This is a genomic window from Galactobacter sp. (assembly GCF_022712295.1).
Lineage (GTDB): Bacteria > Actinomycetota > Actinomycetes > Actinomycetales > Micrococcaceae > Galactobacter.
The window spans coordinates 14,389-33,218 of sequence record NZ_JALAGT010000160.1 but is presented as its reverse complement, the minus strand read 5'-3'; the positions used below and the strand labels follow the sequence as shown (position 1 = coordinate 33,218).

Here is an 18,830-nt window from a genome sequence, read left to right as displayed (position 1 = left end):
GTCTCCTTCGACACCTACATCCCGGATCCCTCCCAGCCCAGTCAGGCTGCCGCCGTGGACCGCCTGAGTCGCTTTGCGCAGGGCGTGGGGAAGAGCTCCGGGGGAGGGTTCCTCGGCAAGCTCTTCGGCAAGGGCAAGTCCAAGGAGCCCGCCGGCATCTACCTCGACGGAGGGTTCGGCGTCGGCAAGACCCACTTGTTGGCCTCCCTCTGGCACGCTGCCGAGGGCAAGCGTGCCTTCGGTACGTTTGTGGAGTACACCAACCTGGTCGGTGCTCTCTCCTTCCGGCAGGCCGTGGACGTGCTCAAGGGTTATGACCTGGTCTGCATCGACGAATTCGAGCTCGACGACCCCGGGGACACGGTGCTCATGTCCCGGCTCATGAGGGAACTGGCCGACGCAGGGGTCAAGCTGGCCGCGACCTCCAACACCCTGCCGGGTGCCTTGGGAGAGGGCCGCTTCGCGGCCCAGGACTTCCGCCGGGAGATCCAGGTGCTCTCCGACCAGTTCGAGACCCTCCGGATCGACGGCGAGGACTACCGTCACCGCGGCCTACCGGACGCACCCCAGCCGCTGGCCGACTCTGACGTGGCGGGGTTGGCTCAGCAGCGTTACCCGGACAAGACGCTAGCGGTGGACGACTTCGCTGACCTGCTGGAGCACCTCTCCCGCGTGCACCCGTCACGATATCGGCAGATGATCCAGGACGTGGAGGTGTTGGCCCTGCACAACGTGGGAACCATCACCAACCAGGCAACGGCCCTACGCTTCGTGGTGTTGGCCGACCGCCTCTACGACAAGGATGTGCCGATCCTGGCCTCCGGCGAACCCTTCGATCGCCTCTTCACGGAGGAGATGATGAACGGCGGATACATGAAGAAGTACTACCGGACCGTGTCTCGCATGACCGCGCTGGTGCGTGAAGGTCAGGGGAGCGCGGGAGTCTGAAGCTTCCGTGAGGCCCTACTCATCTGCTGCGAGTGCTGGTAACCTCTGGGTTCCAGGACGCGGAAGGGTGCAGACCTCCGCGGTGAAGGGAAGGAGGTGGCCTTGTCTTTCCTCGACGATGCCAAGAACAAGATCGGTGAAGGCGCGAATGCCGCGAAGGATTTCGCTGCTGATCACGCCGACTCCGTGAAGGACGGGATCACCAAGGCCGGTGACTTCATCGACGACAAGTCGGGAGGCAAGTTCTCCGCAGGCGTCGACAAGGCGCAGGATGCGGCGAGCGGTCTGGTGGACAAGTTCAAGAAGTGATCTCCGCCGTTGCGGAATCACGGACGAGCAGGTCGCAGCCTCGAGGGGCGCGCCGTTCGAACGGGGCCGAAACTTGAAGGCCAACGAGGTGGAGGGGTTCACGACCGCATGGTCGTGAACCCCTCCTTCGTTTCCTCACGAGGTGAGAGAGCCGTGGTGGCGAGATCAGAAGCCGGGCAGGCCCTCGGTGATCTGGTCAGCCGGCGGAGCCGAGATCTCCAGGTCCTCGCCCCACTTGGAGAAGGTCATCTCCGTGCTGCCGGACGTGCCCATGTCGAAGGCCATCTTCCGGGGAAGGTCGTCCTCGCCGATCCACATCTTGTAGACCAACTCGTCACCGAAGACCCCCGCTGCGGCGCTGGCGGAGTCTTCCCCCTGGGACTCGGCCTGTTCCGTCAGCATCTCGGTGTCCACCGTGACGTCGTAGCGGGTGGTCTCGACACCGTCGATGGTCTCGGTCCCGTTCTCCTTGAACTCCTTGAGGTACTTCTTCATGAGCTCTGCCTGGGCCGCCGGGTCGGAACCGTTCATGGACTGGTCCAGATTCATGGTCTGCAGCTGGTCCTGGGACATCTTGGCGTACTTCTCCTGAGTCAAGGAGCCCATCTTCATGTAGATCTCCTTGGTTCCGATCATGATCATCTCCATGCTGTCCGGCACCTCCTCCGAACCGGTGCCACCCATTCCGGCTACGGCCGACATGTCCATGGTCATACGCATCTTGACGTCGTTGGGATCGTTGTCCTCGGGAAGCACCATGTCGGCACTCATGGGCATGGTCATACCCATCGTCTCGATCTTCATCTCGAGGTGGACCGAACCGGCCTGCTCCTGCGCCTTGGCCATCCGCTCGGAAAAATCCTCAGCAGTCAACTTGGCGGAGGCCTGCTTCGCTCCGCCCTTCCCGCCCTTGTCGGTTTGGCCGCCCTTGTCGGTTCGGGCGGAACCGGACTTGTCGTCAACGGGCTTGGGACCGTTGTCGCAGGCGGTCAGACCGAGGCCGGCGATGGCGGACAGAGCAAGGACTGCGGTGGCGCGACGAGTGATAGTCATGTGAGGCAGACTACCCGAAGACGAAAGAAGACCCTGGCCGGAGCCAGGGTCTTTCCTTTGTGCGCGATACTGGGATCGAACCAGTGACCTCTTCCGTGTCAGGGAAGCGCGCTACCGCTGCGCTAATCGCGCCGAACAATCCCCCCACGAATTTCATCGAATGGGCGAATGTTTGGGGATGTGGAGCGGACAACGGGATTCGAACCCGCGACCTCCACCTTGGCAAGGTGGCGCTCTAGCCAGCTGAGCTATGTCCGCATGAGATCACGAATGATCTCCGTGCGCGATACTGGGATCGAACCAGTGACCTCTTCCGTGTCAGGGAAGCGCGCTACCGCTGCGCTAATCGCGCCCAAAGGCGTTTGCAATCCTCCTACTGGAGGTGGGGACGGGATTCGAACCCGCGTATACGGCTTTGCAGGCCGCTGCCTCGCCTCTCGGCCACCCCACCATCTCCGTGCGAACACGGTGTCCGGCGGACCGGGCAGCAAGTGGATTGCGAGCGGACAACGGGATTCGAACCCGCGACCTCCACCTTGGCAAGGTGGCGCTCTAGCCAGCTGAGCTATGTCCGCATTCGTTGAAGCTTGTCACGGTCATGACCTTCAGGAGGTCCGTGCCGCGTCGGCCCAACGACAAGAAACTCTAACCCACACTGAGGGCAGATTCCAAATCGGGGGTTCCTGCCGTCTGGGAATGCCGCTAGACGGTCCAAAAGAATGCCCCTTTCTCATTCTGGAAGTACCTAGGATCGCCGTGATCACGGGGAAGTCGGCGATCTGTCAGGGGGGCGTGTCACGATGGTTCCATGACGCAACCACAGCTAGCCCATGCCACCGAACTGGGGAGAATGTATTCGAGGTCACTCGGTGGGGCACCGGAGGTTCCATCCATCACCACCGTGATCGGTGAAGCGGCCATGGATCTCACCGGTTGGGCCGGCCACATGGCCGCGCAGGCGGTCATCCAGGACCAACGGCTCTCCACGGCGGTCGGGCAGCCCGGCAGGCTTCGTCAGATCGCACGCGATGCCTCCTCCGCGTCGTCTCAGCACCGCGATGTCGCCGCAGCACGCGGCGATCGCGTCCACGGATATGCGGAACAGGTCGCATTGCGGGCCCTGGGGCAGGAACACCAGGCCGCTGCGGCAAGGGAGGAATTGAACGCGCACGGGGAGGGCGCGTTCGCGGACAGGTTCGACGAGTGGTGGGACCTCTACGACGTCCGGCCGTTGGCGCCGGAAGCCACCATCTGGAACGCGGAGGTGGGCTACGCGGGCACCCTGGATCTGATCGCGGAGATCGGCGGGCGCGTCTGCATCATCGACTACAAGACCAAGGGCACCACGCGGGACGGTCGGGTGAAACCGTTGGATCCCAAGGTGGTCATGCAGCTGGCCGCGGGTGCGCAGGCTCAGGAACGGCTCGTGGACGCCGAGGCCGGTACCTGGGAGGCGTGGCCGTATCCCCGTGACGCCATGCTGCTCGGTGTGGCCCTGGGAGAGACGGAGGTGGTGGCGCAGCAGGCCGAGTCGAGCGTGCTGCCCGCGTACTGGCGTCGGTTCTGGGCTCTACGTCAGGTGTGGGAGACCGGCCGGAGCCTGGCCGGGGCGGGGCCGGCCCTGCGTCCGGTCCCGCCGCCACCCGCCGGCTGAGGGTGCCTCCGTTCGTTGGTACGAGCCGCGGGTCGGACACCGAGCGCTCTCAAATAGGATGGGGGCGAGGCGACGGCCGCCGCTGCAGTTCTTGCCGCGCCGAGTCGACGCCGATCGAATCCGACCCAGGAGGCCCACACAGTGACCGTTCTACCCGTGAGGGTGGTGGGGGATCCCGTCCTGCGCACGCAGACCGACCCCGTGACCCGCTTCGACGACAAGCTGAGGCACCTGGTGCAGGACATGCATCAGACCATGGAAGCCGTCAACGGTGTGGGACTCGCCGCCCCGCAGATCGGCGTGAGTCAGAGCCTGTTCGTTTATCACGTGGGAAACGAGGCGGGCGCCGTGTGCAATCCGGTGGTCTCGGTGGACCCGCACGCCGGTACGGACACGGAGGGATCGGAAGGCTGCCTCTCCGTTCCGGGCCTCGGCTTCCACCTGCCCCGCCCCGACTCCGTGACGGTGCATGGCCAAGACCTGGACGGGAACCCGATCACGTTGACCGGGACCGGCCTACTGGCGCGCTGCTTCCAGCATGAGACAGACCACCTCAGCGGAAAGCTCTACATCGACCACCTCACAGGTGCCGACCGGAAACAGGCCTTCGCTGCCATCCGTTCCCAGCGCTTCACCACCCATGCCAATCAGGTGGGTCTGGAGCGGGCCGGCAACGTGGGGTCCGCATTCGGGGTCGGTGCATCATGAGCAGATTGATCTACGCAGGGACGCCGGAACCGGCGGTGGAACCGCTGCGCAGGCTCGTGGCGGATGGCCACGATGTCGCCGCGGTGCTGACCCGGCCCGATGCCCCCACCGGACGCAAACGGGTGCTGACACCCTCTCCCGTAGCGTCGGTGGCGGACGAACTCGGCATCCCCACCATCAAGGCTTCCCGGATCGACGATCAGACCCACGAGGCCCTGGCCGCCGTGGACGCGGACCTCGCCGTGGTGGTGGCTTATGGCGGCCTCATCCCGGAACGGACCCTGAACGTGCCCCGGCACGGGTGGGTGAACCTCCACTTCTCCGAGCTGCCGCTGCTGCGCGGTGCCGCACCGGTTCAGTGGGCCCTGATCCAGGGGATGGACGCCACGGCTGCCACCGTCTTCGTGCTGGAGAAGGGACTGGACACGGGCCCCATCGTGGGATCGACCCCGCTGCCCATCCAGCCGGAGGACACGGCGGCCACCCTGTTGGCCAAGCTGTCTCACGAGGGCGCGGAGCTGCTCTCACGCTGTGTTCCGGACCTGATCGCCGGACGCATCGAACCCACACCCCAGCAGGGTGAACCGACCTTGGCACCCAAACTCAACCGCAACGACGGGCGCGTGGACCTGAGCGCCTCCGCCCAGGCGGTCCACGACCGCATTGCCGGGGTCACCCCGGAGCCCGGAGCCTTCGTGTCGTTGGGGGAAGGCACCCTGAAGCTCGGTCGCGTGGACGTGGTGCAGGAATCCGTCGATTCGATGCATCAGGATCTGGGCGCCGGACATCTGGCCGTCGAATCCGGCAAACACGGCCGAGTGCTGCTCGGCACCGGCCACGGGGCCGTTGCGCTCACCCAGGTGCAGCCCGCAGGGAAGAAAATGATGAACGCCACGGACTGGGCCCGCGGCATCGATCTTGATGGGACGGTGCTCGGATGAGCGCGGCAGACGGAAACCGTGGAAACGGCGGAGGACAGCGTGGCCAGGGAAACCGACGTGGCCAGGGAGATCGAAGCGGCCAGGGCAACCGCGGAAGCCGCGCCCAGTCCCGGGGTGGAAACCGTGGTTCCAGGGGTGCGGGGGGCAGCGATCGTCGCGACGAGGCGGGCCGCCAGCGTCACCGTGGGCAGGGCGGATCCCCTCGGCAGTACGGCTCGCTCTCGCCTGCCGAGCGCGCGCGCACTGCGGATCCGTCCCGCGCAACGGCCTTCGAGGTCTTGCGTGCCGTGGACCAGGACGACGCCTACGCGAACCTGGCCCTCCCAGCCGCCATTCGCCGGCATCACCTCGACCGCAGAGATGCCGGTCTGGCCACGGAACTCACGTACGGCACCCTGCGTGAACGCGGTCTGCTCGACGCCGTGGTCTCCCGCTGTGTGGACCGTCCACTGAAGCGCGTGGACCCGCCGGTTTTGGACGTGCTGAGGTTGGGGGCCTACCAGCTGCTGTTCACCCGCATCCCCGCCCACGCCGCACTCGACGCCACGGTCGCCCTGACGCGTGACCTGGTGGGTGCTGGAGCCGGGGGATTCGTCAACGCGGTCCTGCGTCGGGTCAGCGAGAAGGAACCGGAAGAGTGGAAGGACCTCGTCAGCGAGTCCGCTGCGGACCCCGTGGAGTCCCTGGCCCTGCGGTATTCGCATCCGGCGTGGATCGCTCGCGTGCTGAAACAAGCCCTTGTGGTGCACGGCCGCGGCGCGGGGGAGCTTGAGGACCTGCTGGCAGCCGACAACGCGGCACCGGCCGTGAACCTGGTCCAGTTGCCCGGGCTGGGAGACGACCTGACCGGGGAGTTGGAGGCGGCAGGTGCGCAACGCTCCGAGCTGGTTCCTGGCGCCTGGAGCACCGCGGCCGGGGGAGACCCGCATCGGTTGCCGGGCGTGGCGGAGGGTGTGGTCCGGGTCCAGGACGCGGGGTCACAACTGGTGGCCCGAGCCCTTGCCGAGGTGGAGCTGCCCGGAGCCGGACAGGACGAGAGGTGGCTGGACCTGTGTGCAGGCCCCGGCGGCAAGGCCGCATTGTCGGGCGCCATCGCCGCGCAGCGCGGTGCACACCTGGTGGCCAACGAGGTGGCGGAGCACCGCGCCGAGCTGGTGCGCAAGGGCCTCACCGCGGTTCCCGCATCCGCGTGGACGGTCAGGGCGGGCGATGGTCGGACACTGGGGAAGAAACAGCCGGAGTCCTTCGACCGCATCATGGTGGATGCTCCGTGCTCGGGTCTCGGCGCCCTGCGTCGGCGTCCTGAAGCACGCTGGCGCAAGAGCGCCGCGGACATTCCGGACCTGACGAAGCTGCAGACGGAACTGCTGCTCTCCGGCCTCGGGGCGCTGCGCCCAGGCGGCGTGCTGGCCTACGTGACCTGTTCGCCACACCCTGCGGAGACCGTGGCCGTCATCGAGGACGTGCTGCACCGCAGAAAGGACGTGACCCTGCTGGATACGGGTGCCGCGCTCGACTCCGCGGCAGGCACCTCGGTGGGCGCGACCCGGCCTGCCGACTCGGTGATCGGTTCAACCACAGGCTCCACTGTTCAGCTCTTCCCTCATGCCCATGGCACCGACGCCATGTTCATGGCGCTGCTCACCCGGTCCTGACCCGAACCACCAGTTCGCCAATCCCTCAACCACACCTCCACCCGACGAGGAGCCGACCATGACTCAGCCCCGCGGCTGTTCCATCCACCCAAGCATCCTGTCCGCGGACTTCATGCGCCTGCAGGAGGAGCTGCACGCCATCGAGACCGCGGATGCCGTCCACGTGGACGTGATGGACAACCACTTCGTCCCCAATCTCACCCTGGGGCTGCCCATCGTGGAAGGCGTGCAGAGGGTCTCTCCTGTGCCGCTGGACGTGCATCTCATGATCGAGGACGCAGACCGCTGGGCCCCCGCCTACGCGGAACTCGGCGCCACGTCCGTCACCTTCCATGCCGAGGCGACCCAAGCCCCCATCCGGCTGGCACGCACCATCAGGTCCCTGGGATCCAAGGCCTCCGTGGCGCTGCGCCCCGCCACCCCGGTAGGCCCGTGGCTGGACCTGCTGCCGGAGATCGACATGCTGCTGCTGATGACGGTGGAGCCCGGATTCGGCGGCCAGTCCTTCCTCGAGGTCACGCTGCCCAAGATCAGGGCGGCACGCGCCGCCATCGATGCCGCGGGCGGACGGGTCGCGCTGCAGATCGACGGCGGAGTGAACCTGGACACCATCGCCATGGCAGCCGATGCCGGCGCGGACACGTTCGTGGCGGGATCCGCGGTGTACGGGGCCCACGACGTGGCCGCGGCCATCGCGGCGCTCCGCGCGGCCGCCGCCGGAGAACGGGCCTGACCCAGCGCCGTCGGGCATGGCAACGCGTCAGGCAGGTGAATGAGACGGAGCACTCCCGTCACGAGTTCGGATCCGCGCGGTGCAGGCCGGTAGCCTGAGACGCGTGAAAACTTTCGAATCGCTCTTCGCGGAACTCTCCACCAAGGCCGAGGAACGGCCGGAGGGCTCCGGAACGGTCGCCGAGCTGGATGCCGGCGTGCACCAGATCGGTAAGAAGATCGTCGAGGAGGCCGCCGAGGTCTGGATGGCCTCGGAGTACGAGTCCCTCGACGAGGCTGCAGCCGAGATGTCGCAGCTGATCTACCACGTACAGGTGATGATGCTCGCCAAGGGCATCAGCCTGGAGGACGTCTACAAGCACCTGTAGCCGTCGGATGGTTCACCCACGGTCGAATCCGACCGCTCGGGTGCGCCCTCACGGCGGCGAGCTCCGGTCAAACACCTCTGCAGACTCAACTCACGTCAGGTACTTTCCATGCTCCGCATTGCAGTCCCCAACAAGGGAAGCCTCTCCGAGGCCGTCTCCTCGATGCTCTCCGAGGCCGGTTACCGGCAGCGTCGCGACCGCCGCGAACTGGCCATCACCGACCCCGAGAACGACATCGAGTTCTTCTACCTCCGCCCACGAGACATCGCCGTGTACGTGGCCCGTGGCGTCCTCGACCTCGGGATCACCGGCCGGGACCTGTTCCTCGATGCCGACATCAACGGCGACGCCGAGGAACTGATGAGCCTGGGCGTGGGTAAGTCCACGTTCCGTTTCGCATCCCCGGCCGGCACGTACTCCGAGGAAGCGGAGCTGGAGGGCAAGCGCATCGCCACCAGCTACCAGGTGCTCGTCTCCAACTACTTGCAGGAGCGCGGCATCAACGCCTCCACGGTCCGCCTGGACGGCGCCATCGAGACCTCCATCCGGCTGGGTGTGGCCGATGTCATCGCCGACGTCGTGGAGACCGGATCCACCATGCGTGCGGCGGGACTGGAGCCCTTCGGCGAACCGGTGATGCACTCCGAGGCGATCCTCATCGGCAACGCCGGTTCCCGCCCGGACGGGCTGGACGTGCTGCAGCGTCGACTCACCGGCGTGCTCGTGGCCCACCGCTACGTGCTGCTGGACTACGACATCCCCAAGGACCTCGTGGATCGCGCCTCCGCGCTGACCCCGGGCCTGGAGTCCCCGACCGTGTCCCCGCTGAAGGATGACGGCTGGGTCGCGGTGCGCTCCATGGTGCGCAAGGAGACCACCAACCAGATCATGGACGATCTTTACGCCATCGGCGCCCGCGCCATCCTGGTCACGGCGATCAACGCCTGCCGCATCTGATCCCCTCGAAAGGTAGACCGTCATGTCCGTTGCCGTCCGTGTGATCCCTTGCCTCGATGTCGACAACGGCCGTGTGGTGAAGGGTGTCAACTTCGAGAACCTGCGGGACGCGGGTGACCCCGTGGAACTCGCGGCACGCTACGGCAGGGCCGGTGCGGACGAACTGACCTTCCTCGACGTCACGGCCTCCTCCGGCGACCGCGCCACCGTGTACGACATGGTGGCACGTGCCGCCGACCAGGTGTTCATCCCCCTGACGGTGGGTGGTGGAGTCCGCACGGCCGACGACGTGGACCGGCTGCTGCGCGCGGGCGCGGACAAGGCCGGCATCAATACCGCGGCGGTGGTGCGTCCCGAGGTGATCGACGAGATCACCCAACGCTTCGGCTCGCAGGTGCTGACGCTCTCCTTGGATGCCCGCCGCAGCGACCGGAGCGACCTTCCCTCGGGTTATGAGGTCACGGTCAAGGGCGGACGTGAGGGGACCGGAATCGACGCCGTGGCCTGGGCCCAGGAGGCATCGCGCCGCGGCGTCGGGGAGATCCTGCTCAATTCCATCGACGCGGACGGCACCAAGGACGGTTTCGATCTTCAGATGATCCGCGACGTTCGCGCTGCAGTGCACGTGCCGTTGATCGCCTCCGGCGGGGCAGGGGTGCCGGAGCACTTCCCACCGGCCGTTGCGGCCGGGGCGGACGCCGTGCTGGCCGCCTCAATGTTCCACTTCGGCCCGGACGACATGATCGCCAAGGTGAAGCAGGCGTTGCGGGCCTCGGGTGCGAACGTGCGCTGAGGTTCTCGGATCGCAAACGCCTGGACCTTCACGCTAGATCTTCACCTGACACTAGATCTTCACGTGGAACGCGCGTAGGGCTGCCAGATCATCGGGCGCCCCGTCCAAGGTGATGAGGGCCGAACGCGGGCGTCCGTGAGCGTGCATGACGAGTTCGCCCACCCCGCCGCGGATCTCCACGACGCCGGCATCGCTGTGGCGCGGTGCGGAATGCACCCGCTTCCGGCGGCCGTCGGGACGCACCAACTCGATGCCGGTGGGTGCCTTGCGATAGAGCACTGCGGCCCGTTGGACCAGCTGACTCCACAGCTTCTCGTCGAAACTGCGGCCCAGTCGCCTGGGGCGCCACACGACGCGCGCGCGGCGTACGTCCTCGGTGTGCACAAAGTATTCGAGCAGATTCGCGAGCGAATCCACACCGGGCCACCGCAAAGGACGCGCTCCCGAACCCTCCCGGAACTCGATGACGAGGCGGGCATAGGCGCCCGGATCCTCGGCCCTGGCCGCCATCAGCTGGAGCTGCCGTTCCCCATCCCGGACGAAGGGGTTCAGCATGCTCAAGCGTTCTCGAAGCACAAGGTGCGCCGCGAGGTGGCGAGTCTGCCAACCGGTGCACAACGTCGAGGCCGAAGGCCCTGCAGCCAGCAGGGTCTCGGCCAGAAGATCACGGGAGAAATCGACGAGGTCCATCGTCAACGAACCTAGCACGCGCCGGGGGATCCGAGGCCTCGTGACCCGTCCTGCGTCGCACGTGACTTTCGCATGACGTGATGGGCGGGCATCGGAGCTCACGAGATCGGCTGTATCCGAGCCCGACGCGTACCATGGACCACGATGTCCACACAGAAGCAGACCCCCTCCTCGGCCCCCACCTCGGTGCGCGGCGCCTCGGCCGATCTCGACCCCATTGTCGCGGCACGCCTCAAGCTCGACGAGCACGGGCTCCTCGCAGCGGTGGTGCAGCAGTACGACACCCATGAGGTGCTCATGCTCGGTTGGATGGACCCGGAGGCGCTGCACCGCACACTCACCACCGGGCGGGTGACTTTCTGGTCCCGCTCCAGGCAGGAGTACTGGCGCAAGGGGGACACCTCCGGACACGTGCAGTGGGTCAAGTCCGTTGCACTGGACTGCGACGGAGACGCCCTGCTGGTGAGCGTGGACCAAATCGGCGCAGCCTGCCACACCGGGACCCGGACCTGCTTCGACGGCAGAGATCTCGGGGCCGAGGTCGGCTCGCCGGCCTGATCCCGCCCCACGTCCAAGTCTTGCCTCAATCCTTGCCAGAAACGTTGACGGAGGAACCGCACGTGAGTCGCTTCGGCGAAATTGTTCCCAGCCTCGAGACCTTCCGCACCATGGCGGAGACTCGACGCGTCATCCCGGTCACCATGAAGGTCCTGGGAGACGCGCTGACCCCCGTGGGCGTGTACTCGCGGTTGGCCGCAGGCCGCCCGGGCACCTTTCTCATGGAGTCAGCTGCTGAGGGTGTGTGGTCCCGTTACTCCTTCATCGGCGCCGGATCGGCCGCAACCCTGACCTCCAAGGACGGAAAGGCGCTCTGGATCGGTACACCGCCCGCGGGCGTCCCCACCGAGGGGCACCCCCTGGATGTCCTCCGTGACACCCTGGAATACCTTCGGTTGCCCCGCACCTCCGCTGAGACTCCTCTGACGTCCGGACTGGTCGGTTTCGTGGGCTGGGAGGCCGTGCGACATTGGGAACGGCTGCCGCACCCACCGGTGGATGACACCAACCTGCCGGAAGTCGCACTCGACCTGGTCACCGACCTGGCCATCCACGACAACACGGATTCCACCCTGACCCTGGTGGCCAACGCCTACAACAAGGACGGCCAGGACACCGGCGTGGATGCCGCCTACGAGGACGCAGTACGCCGCTTGGGGGACATGCTCCAACTCCTGAGCGTCCCGGCCACGGCAGCGGAATCCACGCACACCTTCAGCGGGCTCGACGTGCCACGCGAACAGCTCTTCTCCGCTGCGCGGCACGTGTGGGATGAGGCCGGTTACCGCGAGGCCATCGCGAAGACCAAGGAGGCCATCGTGGACGGTGAGGTCTTCCAAGCCGTCGTCGCACGTCGTTTCGAACTCGACACCGAGGCCGATCCGTTGAACGTCTACCGTGTTCTGCGCGCCACCAATCCCTCTCCGTACATGTACCTGTACACGTTCCCGCACCCCGATGGCGGGGAGTACACCGTGGTCGGTTCGTCCCCCGAGGCCCTGGTCACGCTCAAGAACGACGCGGTGGTGACCCACCCCATCGCGGGTTCCCGACCCCGCGGATCGGACTACGAGGCGGATCAGTTGTTGGAGAAGGACCTGCTGGGAGACGAGAAGGAACGCAGCGAGCACCTGATGCTTGTGGACCTGTCCCGTAACGACCTCTCCAAGGTGTGTATCCCCGGAACGGTCGAGGTCACCCAGTTCATGGAGGTGGAGCGCTTCAGTCACATCATGCACCTGGTGTCCAACGTGGTGGGCACGGTGGAAGCGGACTCCACCGCCTACGACGTGCTGGCCGCGACGTTCCCGGCCGGCACGCTCTCCGGTGCCCCGAAGCCGCGCGCACTCCGACTGTTGGACGAACTGGAACCCGTGCGCCGTGGCGTCTATGGCGGCGTGGTCGGCTACTTCGACCTTGCGGGCGACATGGACATGGCGATCGCCATCCGCACCGCCCTGTTGCGTGACGGCGTGGCGCAGGTTCAGGCCGGCGGCGGCATCGTGGCCGATTCCGACCCTGATGCCGAGAGCCTTGAATCCATGAACAAATCCTTCGCCCCGCTTCGGGCCGCCTACGTGGCAGACTCCGTGACGGAAGCCGCGCTGCCGGAGTCGCACCGATGACCGACTCATCACAGACGGAACCGGCGGCGGCCGCGAAGACGCCGGGGACGGGCCTGCTCGCCAAACGCAACGTCGTGGTGGCCGGACTCCTGGCCGCAGGTGTGGTGCTGCTGGCCGTGACCCGGACCTGGGTGACAGTGGCCGCGCCCACCACGGGTGTGGAACTCGATGCCGTCTCTGTGTCCGGCACCGACGCCGCTTCAGCAGTGTTGGCCTTGGCCGTGGTGGCTCTGGTCTGTTCCCTTGCGACCACCATCACCGGGCCGGTGGCCCGATGGATCATCGGTGCCATCCAGGTACTGGTCGGCACCGGGGTGATCGGGTTCACCGTCCCCGTCCTGGGTGATCCGGCCACGGCCTCGTCCTCGAAGACGGCCGAGTCCTTCGGCCTGGAACGGCTCGGCATCGGAGCCTACGAACTCAGTCTCTGGCCATGGGTCGCCATGATCGGCGGGGCGCTGATCTGCGTCATGGCCGTGGTGATGCTCGTCGCGGGACGAAACTGGAAGCACGCCAAGCGATTCGAGCGCCACAGCAGCGGTCACGCCGTGGTGACCCCCGAGACCATGGATGACGTGGATCGCTGGGATGCCTTCACCGATGGCGACGACCCTACGGACGGCGACGTGCGCGGAGCCCGCTTCCACTGAAACCGACCCGAGCCGACGCGGCGTGTCACGCGTGTCCAGGTGAGCCGCTACAGGTGGCAGAATAGGGGAGAAGGTGTCCGGAGTACTCTGGGCGCCCGAGTCACCCGCTTTACCCCAAGACAGTGGCGGCCCACTGCGGGCCCCACCCGAGAAGGAGCTTGTTCCCCATGGCGACCACCGAACAGCAGACGTCCGCAGATCCGGTCTTCGATGAGGTGCCGGGCCACGGCAACACTCCTGCTGCGTGGATCATGTTCCTGATCATCTTCATCGGCTTCGTGGTCTCCTGCGTGGCCTTCACCATCCCCAACTGGGTCCTGTTCTGGGCCGGCGGCGTGGTCGTGGTGCTCGGCCTGGTGGTCGGCGGCATCCTCAAGGCCGCAGGCTTCGGCGTGGGCGGCAAGCGCACCAAGGGTCACTGAGACCGAAGTGGAATCCACCGTTCTGGACCAGATCATCGAGGGGGTCCGCGAGGACCTCGAGGTGCGCAAGGCGAAGGTGTCGGCCGCGCAGCTACGCGACCGCATCGCGGAAGTTCCCCCCGCACGTGACGCTCTGGCAGCGCTGACTCCTACCACTGAGCACCCCTTCGGCGGCATCTCCGAAGTCAAGCGCAAGTCTCCCTCCAAGGGCGCACTGGCGGACATTCCTGAGCCGGCTGCCCTGGCAGCGGCCTATGAGCGCGGTGGAGCCGCAGCGATCTCGGTGTTGACCGAACAGCGTCGTTTCGGGGGTTCGCTCGCGGACCTGGACGCGGTCCGTGCCGCGGTGAACATCCCGGTGCTGCGCAAGGACTTCACGGTTGACGAATACCAGATCCTGGAAGCCCGGGCGCACGGGGCGGACCTGATTCTGTTGATCGTGGCGGCACTCAGCGACGAGCAGCTGCGGACGTTCCTGGACCTCACCGAATCCTTGGGGATGAACGCGCTCGTCGAGACACACACCGAGGAAGAAGTCGCCCGTGCCAAGACACTGGGCGCCAAGATCGTGGGCGTCAACGTCCGCAACCTGAAGACCTTGGACGTGGACCCCGCCCGATTCGCGACCCTGGCCCCGGCCCTACCCCCGGATGCGGTGATGGTGGCGGAATCCGGGGTCTCCTCAGCCGCAGACGTGGCCACCTACGCTGCTGCGGGCGCTCATGCAGTGCTGGTGGGTGAGGCACTCGTGAAGGGTGCGGATCCCGAGGCGGCCGTCAGGGAATTCACCATGACCGGCGCAGACGCCCACCGCTGAGCCGATAGGCGGCCACCCGCGCCAACCGGGGCCGTTTCCGAGTCACCCAAGAAGTAGCCAAGTCGAGGAGTATCGATGTCCACCACCCCGAGCGGTCCGGCTGGGTCCCAGCGTCTTGCGGACGCCTTCCTCAGCGGGGAACTGCGCCACGCACCCGGCCCCTACTTCGGTGAGTACGGTGGCCGCTGGATGCCGGAGTCGCTGATGGCCGCCATGGATCAGCTCGAGGACACCTTCGAGAAGGCCAAGGTGGATCCGGAGTTCATTGCGGAGCTCGAGGATCTCTCCCACAACTACGCGAACCGCCCGTCCCTGCTCACCGAGGCCAAGCGCTTCGCCGAGCACGCAGGCGGCGTCCGTGTCTTCCTCAAGCGCGAGGATCTCAACCACACCGGATCCCACAAGATCAACAACGTGCTCGGCCAGGCGCTATTGGCTCGCAGGATGGGCAAGACCCGCCTCATCGCGGAGACCGGAGCAGGCCAGCACGGGGTCGCCTCCGCAACGGCGGCCGCGCTCTTCGGCATGGAGTGCGTGGTCTACATGGGTGAGGAAGACACGCAGCGCCAGGCCTTGAACGTCGCTCGAATGGAGCTTCTCGGCGCCAAGGTGATCCCCGTGACCGCGGGGTCCCGCACGCTGAAGGACGCCATCAACGAGGCCCTGCGCGACTGGGTCACCAACGTCGAGAACACCCACTACCTGCTCGGCACGGCCGCGGGCGGACACCCGTTCCCGGCCATGGTCCGCTACTTCCACGAGGTCATCGGCAACGAGGCGAGGGAGCAGATCCTGGCCCAGGCCGGTCGGCTGCCGGACGCCGTGTGTGCATGTGTGGGCGGCGGCTCCAACGCCATCGGCATCTTCCACGGTTTCCTCGATGACCCCGACGTGGCCCTCTACGGGTTGGAGGCCGGTGGCGACGGTGTGGAGACCGGGCGCCACGCGGCCACCATCACCTTGGGCCGCCCCGGTGTGCTGCACGGCGCCCGCACCTACCTGATGCAGGACGAGGACGGCCAGACCGTGGAGTCCCACTCCATCTCTGCAGGCCTCGACTACCCGGGCGTGGGCCCGGAGCACTCCTACCTCAACGACATCGGCCGGGCCGTCTACGAACCCATCACCGACGCCGAGGCCATGGATGCCTTCCGGCTCCTGTGCCGTACCGAGGGCATCATCCCAGCCATCGAGTCCTCCCATGCCCTGGCCGGTGCGATGAAGGTCGGCCGGCGCCTTGCGGAGGCCGCCAAGGCGAACGGGCAGGATCCGGCCGAGAAGATCGTCGTGGTTTCGCTGTCCGGGCGTGGAGACAAGGACGTCGCGACAGCCGGCCGCTGGTTCGGCCTGCTGGACGCCAACGCAGCAGAAGAGGGGGAGTGAGGGCCATGAGCACCACTACGCAGCAGAACGCAGGCCACGAATCCAAGTCGGCCCGCGCCATCGCGGCGGCCCGTGCCGAAGGGCGCCCGGCCTTGATCACGTATCTGCCTGCCGGGTTCCCCGACGCACAGGCCACCATCGACGCTGCCGTCGCCATGGCTGAGAACGGGGCCGACATCATCGAGGTCGGTATCCCGTACTCGGATCCCGTGATGGACGGCCAGGTCATCCAGGCCGCGACCACGCAGGCCCTCGCCAACGGCTTCCGCGTGGCTCAGGTCTTCGACATCGTCAAGGGCATCACCGACCGCTGTGACGCCGCCGTTCTGGTCATGACCTACTGGAATCCGGTCCTGCGGATGGGAGTGCGCGAGTTCTCCCGCCGCCTGGCAGAGGCCGGAGGGGCCGGTCTCATCACCCCTGACCTGGTCCCGGACGAGGCCGCTGAGTGGTTCGAGGCCAGCGACGAATTCGGCTTGGATCGCGTGTTCCTGACGGCGCCGTCCTCCACACCGGAGCGCGTGAAGCTGGTCGTGGATTCCTCACGTGGTTTCGTGTACTGCGTTTCCATCATGGGGGTCACCGGTGCCCGTACCTCGGTGTCCGAGGCCGCGAAGGGCGTCGTCGACGCCGCGCATGCCGCCGGCGCGGAGAACGCCTGCGTTGGGCTCGGAGTTTCTCGCCGTGAGCACGTGGAGGAGATCGGCGCCTACGCCGACGGGGTGATCGTGGGCACCGCCCTCGTCGCCGCCCTGCGTGATGGCGGTGTCGGGGCCGTGGCGGAACTGACCGCCCACCTCGCCGGCCGCTGACGACGATGATGGTCCCGACCGCGATTCCTTCACCGGACTCGGCCCTGCTGAGCGTGGGACCGCTGACCCTGCACGGCTTCACCGTGTGTGTGGTGGCCGGGATCGTGATGGGACTTCTCGCCGCAGTGCTCGGCGCTCGTCGACGCGGCCTGCCGCTGGACCTTCCCTTCTCCGCCCTGTTGTGGGCGGCCCCTCTCGCCGTCGTGGGCGGCCGACTTCAGGCCGTCATCCGTGACCCCGAGGTGTTCTTCGGCGACGACGGGGACCCCATACGATTGCTCTCGTTGTCCATCGGAGGTCTCGGCGCTTGGGGCGCCTTGGCCGGCGGCGTCCTCGGTCTCCTGCTCGCTGCGCGCTCGCGGCGGCTTCCGTTCTTGCCTGTGGCCGACGTCGTGGCGGCACCGACCTTGCTCGCCGTCGCCATCGGCGTGTGGGGGCAGTGGTTCTCCGCCGAACGATTCGGCGCCGTGACCACGAAGCCATGGGGCTGGCAGGTGCCCGACGCCGCGGCCGTCGCCGCCGGTCTGCCCGTCGGCTCAGCGGTACAACCACTTTTCCTCGCGCAGAGCGTGTGGTTGCTGCTCGGCACCATCATCGTTGCCGTGTGCCTGCGTGGTGCCAGCGAGAGCTCGCCCGGAAGCGCGGCTCTGGTGTCGCTGGCCTGGCTCGGTGCCGGCTACGGTGCCGCTTCCTGGCTGCGCGTGGAGGTCCCCGCGGATGAGTCTCTGGCGATTCCGGGTGCCATCGCGGGGCTGACGCTGGCGTGTCTGTCGTTGCTGCTGGCCGTGGTCAACGCGGTGCGGTCGCGCCGCCGGTTTCAGGCGCAGCGGTGGGAAGACCCCGACGTAGTCGCGGAGCCCGAGCCCGAGTCAGAGCCGGAGTCGGAGTCAGAGCCGGAGTCGGACGAGCAGTACTTGGATTCGGCTGCGCCTACGGAAGCGATCGCCGTGGTGGAGCCGGAACCGGAGGACACCCTCGGCGCGGATCAGCCGCACACCGTCAGCACCGATGAAGAGCAGCCCGAGCCGGACTCTGACCAGTTGGAACACGAGAAGGAATCGGACCCGGTAGCCCCCACGGAGGCGATCCCCGTGGTGGATGCAGTGCCATTGGAGGGCCCGGTGCCTTCTGAGGACGCAGTGCCTTCGGACGACCCAGTACCTGCGGAGGGAACAGCGCCTTGGGAGCCTTCTCCAGCATCGGTACCCGAGCAGGAGCCGGGGTCCGAGGCGGAGTCGGAAGACACGCACGTCGAGGAGCAGCCTCAGGACGAGGGGGAGCCTGAGAAATCGCCGGAGGCGACCCCTGAAGCGCCGCTGGAAGCGCCGCTGGAAGCGCCGCTGGAAGCGCCGCTGGAAGCGCCGCTGGAAGCGCCGCTGGAAGCGGAGCCTGCAGCGGAACCGGAAGCCACCGTCGAGCACGAGGCCGAACCCGAGCCCGAACAGAGGCCCGAGGACGGCGACGAGAACCCCTATCCCACCGCGGATGACGTCGCCGAAACCGCCGACCGGGAGCCGACGGGCACGGCGGAAACGGCCGCCGAGGCGGCGGATGACGAGGACTTCAAGAGGCGCGTCACGGGCCGTCGTCGCTTGGAAACCGGTACCGACACGCCGGAAGTCACCGACTGATCCACCCGCGGTGCTGCCGCAGCATCACCAGCATTCAGGGTGACCCCAGACACCATCTGTGCAGACCGCCCGCGTCTTTTCAACCTTTTTTAATGGTAGAGTGACACTACGTTTACATCCCGGA

General features: G+C 66.9%; 20 protein-coding genes and 5 tRNA genes. 18 read left to right on the top strand and 7 right to left on the bottom strand.

Annotated elements, in window-relative coordinates:
• Together zapE and Q0A15_RS11790 are read left to right on the top strand one after the other, a co-directional pair.
• Positions 1-948: cell division protein ZapE (gene zapE, locus Q0A15_RS11795; RefSeq protein WP_291279721.1), on the top strand; the 948-nt coding region annotated here is incomplete at its 5' end.
• Between the two features lie 102 nt (positions 949-1,050).
• Positions 1,051-1,257, top strand: a complete 207-nt coding sequence (locus Q0A15_RS11790) for an antitoxin (protein ID WP_291279720.1) — start codon at positions 1,051-1,053, stop codon at positions 1,255-1,257.
• 165 nt (positions 1,258-1,422) lie between these two features.
• Here Q0A15_RS11790 and Q0A15_RS11785 read toward each other — a convergent pair whose 3' ends face one another.
• The 6 genes from Q0A15_RS11785 to Q0A15_RS11760 form a co-directional block, all read right to left on the bottom strand.
• The gene (locus Q0A15_RS11785) at positions 1,423-2,310 is read right to left on the bottom strand and encodes a hypothetical protein (RefSeq protein WP_291279719.1); all 888 of its coding nucleotides are present in this window, start codon (positions 2,308-2,310) and stop codon (positions 1,423-1,425) included.
• A gap of 60 nt (positions 2,311-2,370) precedes the next feature.
• Positions 2,371-2,442, bottom strand: a tRNA-Val gene (locus Q0A15_RS11780).
• Between the two features lie 49 nt (positions 2,443-2,491).
• Positions 2,492-2,568, bottom strand: a tRNA-Gly gene (locus tag Q0A15_RS11775).
• A 22-nt stretch (positions 2,569-2,590) separates the two neighbouring features.
• Positions 2,591-2,662 (bottom strand) — tRNA-Val (locus Q0A15_RS11770).
• A gap of 25 nt (positions 2,663-2,687) precedes the next feature.
• Positions 2,688-2,761: transfer RNA gene (locus tag Q0A15_RS11765), tRNA-Cys, on the bottom strand.
• Between the two features lie 50 nt (positions 2,762-2,811).
• A tRNA-Gly gene (locus tag Q0A15_RS11760) sits at positions 2,812-2,885 on the bottom strand.
• Between the two features lie 233 nt (positions 2,886-3,118).
• Between Q0A15_RS11760 and Q0A15_RS11755 the strand changes: the two genes are divergently transcribed.
• From Q0A15_RS11755 to hisF, 8 genes are all read left to right on the top strand, one after another.
• Positions 3,119-3,964 carry a cytochrome gene (locus Q0A15_RS11755; RefSeq protein ID WP_291279718.1) on the top strand — a complete coding sequence of 282 codons (846 nt, stop codon included), beginning with the start codon at positions 3,119-3,121 and terminating at the stop codon, positions 3,962-3,964.
• 141 nt (positions 3,965-4,105) lie between these two features.
• Positions 4,106-4,672, top strand: coding sequence for a peptide deformylase (gene def / locus Q0A15_RS11750; RefSeq protein ID WP_291279717.1), 567 nt, complete (start codon positions 4,106-4,108; stop codon positions 4,670-4,672).
• Positions 4,669-5,613, top strand: a complete 945-nt coding sequence (gene fmt, locus Q0A15_RS11745) for a methionyl-tRNA formyltransferase (protein ID WP_291279716.1) — start codon at positions 4,669-4,671, stop codon at positions 5,611-5,613. The genes def and fmt overlap by 4 nt, the downstream gene beginning before the upstream one ends.
• The gene (locus tag Q0A15_RS11740; RefSeq protein ID WP_291279715.1) at positions 5,610-7,268 is read left to right on the top strand and encodes a transcription antitermination factor NusB; all 1,659 of its coding nucleotides are present in this window, start codon (positions 5,610-5,612) and stop codon (positions 7,266-7,268) included. Before fmt ends, Q0A15_RS11740 begins: the two co-directional genes overlap by 4 nt.
• A 58-nt stretch (positions 7,269-7,326) precedes the next feature.
• Positions 7,327-8,001: a ribulose-phosphate 3-epimerase gene (rpe, locus tag Q0A15_RS11735; RefSeq protein WP_291279714.1), complete on the top strand. Its 675-nt coding sequence runs from the start codon at positions 7,327-7,329 to the stop codon at positions 7,999-8,001.
• A 103-nt stretch (positions 8,002-8,104) separates the two neighbouring features.
• Positions 8,105-8,368 (top strand): phosphoribosyl-ATP diphosphatase, encoded by a 264-nt coding sequence (locus Q0A15_RS11730; RefSeq protein ID WP_291279713.1) that lies wholly within the window; start codon positions 8,105-8,107, stop codon positions 8,366-8,368.
• Between the two features lie 108 nt (positions 8,369-8,476).
• Positions 8,477-9,325, top strand: coding sequence for an ATP phosphoribosyltransferase (gene hisG, locus Q0A15_RS11725; protein WP_291279712.1), 849 nt, complete (start codon positions 8,477-8,479; stop codon positions 9,323-9,325).
• 22 nt (positions 9,326-9,347) lie between these two features.
• Positions 9,348-10,118, top strand: a complete 771-nt coding sequence (gene hisF, locus Q0A15_RS11720) for an imidazole glycerol phosphate synthase subunit HisF (protein ID WP_291279711.1) — start codon at positions 9,348-9,350, stop codon at positions 10,116-10,118.
• A gap of 51 nt (positions 10,119-10,169) precedes the next feature.
• Here hisF and Q0A15_RS11715 read toward each other — a convergent pair whose 3' ends face one another.
• Entirely contained in the window at positions 10,170-10,808 is a 639-nt protein-coding gene (locus Q0A15_RS11715; RefSeq protein WP_291279710.1) for a TIGR03085 family metal-binding protein, read from the bottom strand.
• A 144-nt stretch (positions 10,809-10,952) separates the two neighbouring features.
• On the opposite strand from Q0A15_RS11715, the gene hisI reads away from it, so the two are divergent.
• The 8 genes from hisI (at position 10,953) to Q0A15_RS11675 (ending at position 18,706) form a co-directional block, all read left to right on the top strand.
• Complete coding sequence (gene hisI / locus Q0A15_RS11710) at positions 10,953-11,366, top strand: phosphoribosyl-AMP cyclohydrolase (RefSeq protein WP_291279709.1); 414 nt, start codon at positions 10,953-10,955, stop codon at positions 11,364-11,366.
• A gap of 62 nt (positions 11,367-11,428) precedes the next feature.
• Positions 11,429-12,991 (top strand): anthranilate synthase component I, encoded by a 1,563-nt coding sequence (locus Q0A15_RS11705; protein ID WP_291279708.1) that lies wholly within the window; start codon positions 11,429-11,431, stop codon positions 12,989-12,991.
• Positions 12,988-13,641, top strand: coding sequence for a Trp biosynthesis-associated membrane protein (locus Q0A15_RS11700; RefSeq protein ID WP_291279707.1), 654 nt, complete (start codon positions 12,988-12,990; stop codon positions 13,639-13,641). Before Q0A15_RS11705 ends, Q0A15_RS11700 begins: the two co-directional genes overlap by 4 nt.
• Positions 13,642-13,808: 167 nt before the next feature.
• Entirely contained in the window at positions 13,809-14,063 is a 255-nt protein-coding gene (locus Q0A15_RS11695) for an HGxxPAAW family protein (protein WP_291279706.1), read from the top strand.
• Positions 14,064-14,070: 7 nt separating this feature from the next.
• Positions 14,071-14,880: an indole-3-glycerol phosphate synthase TrpC gene (gene trpC, locus Q0A15_RS11690; protein WP_291279705.1), complete on the top strand. Its 810-nt coding sequence runs from the start codon at positions 14,071-14,073 to the stop codon at positions 14,878-14,880.
• 75 nt (positions 14,881-14,955) lie between these two features.
• Complete coding sequence (gene trpB / locus Q0A15_RS11685; protein ID WP_291279704.1) at positions 14,956-16,263, top strand: tryptophan synthase subunit beta; 1,308 nt, start codon at positions 14,956-14,958, stop codon at positions 16,261-16,263.
• A 5-nt stretch (positions 16,264-16,268) separates the two neighbouring features.
• The gene (gene trpA / locus Q0A15_RS11680) at positions 16,269-17,075 is read left to right on the top strand and encodes a tryptophan synthase subunit alpha (RefSeq protein WP_291279703.1); all 807 of its coding nucleotides are present in this window, start codon (positions 16,269-16,271) and stop codon (positions 17,073-17,075) included.
• 5 nt (positions 17,076-17,080) lie between these two features.
• Entirely contained in the window at positions 17,081-18,706 is a 1,626-nt protein-coding gene (locus Q0A15_RS11675; RefSeq protein WP_291279702.1) for a prolipoprotein diacylglyceryl transferase family protein, read from the top strand.
• Positions 18,707-18,830: the final 124 nt, after the last annotated feature.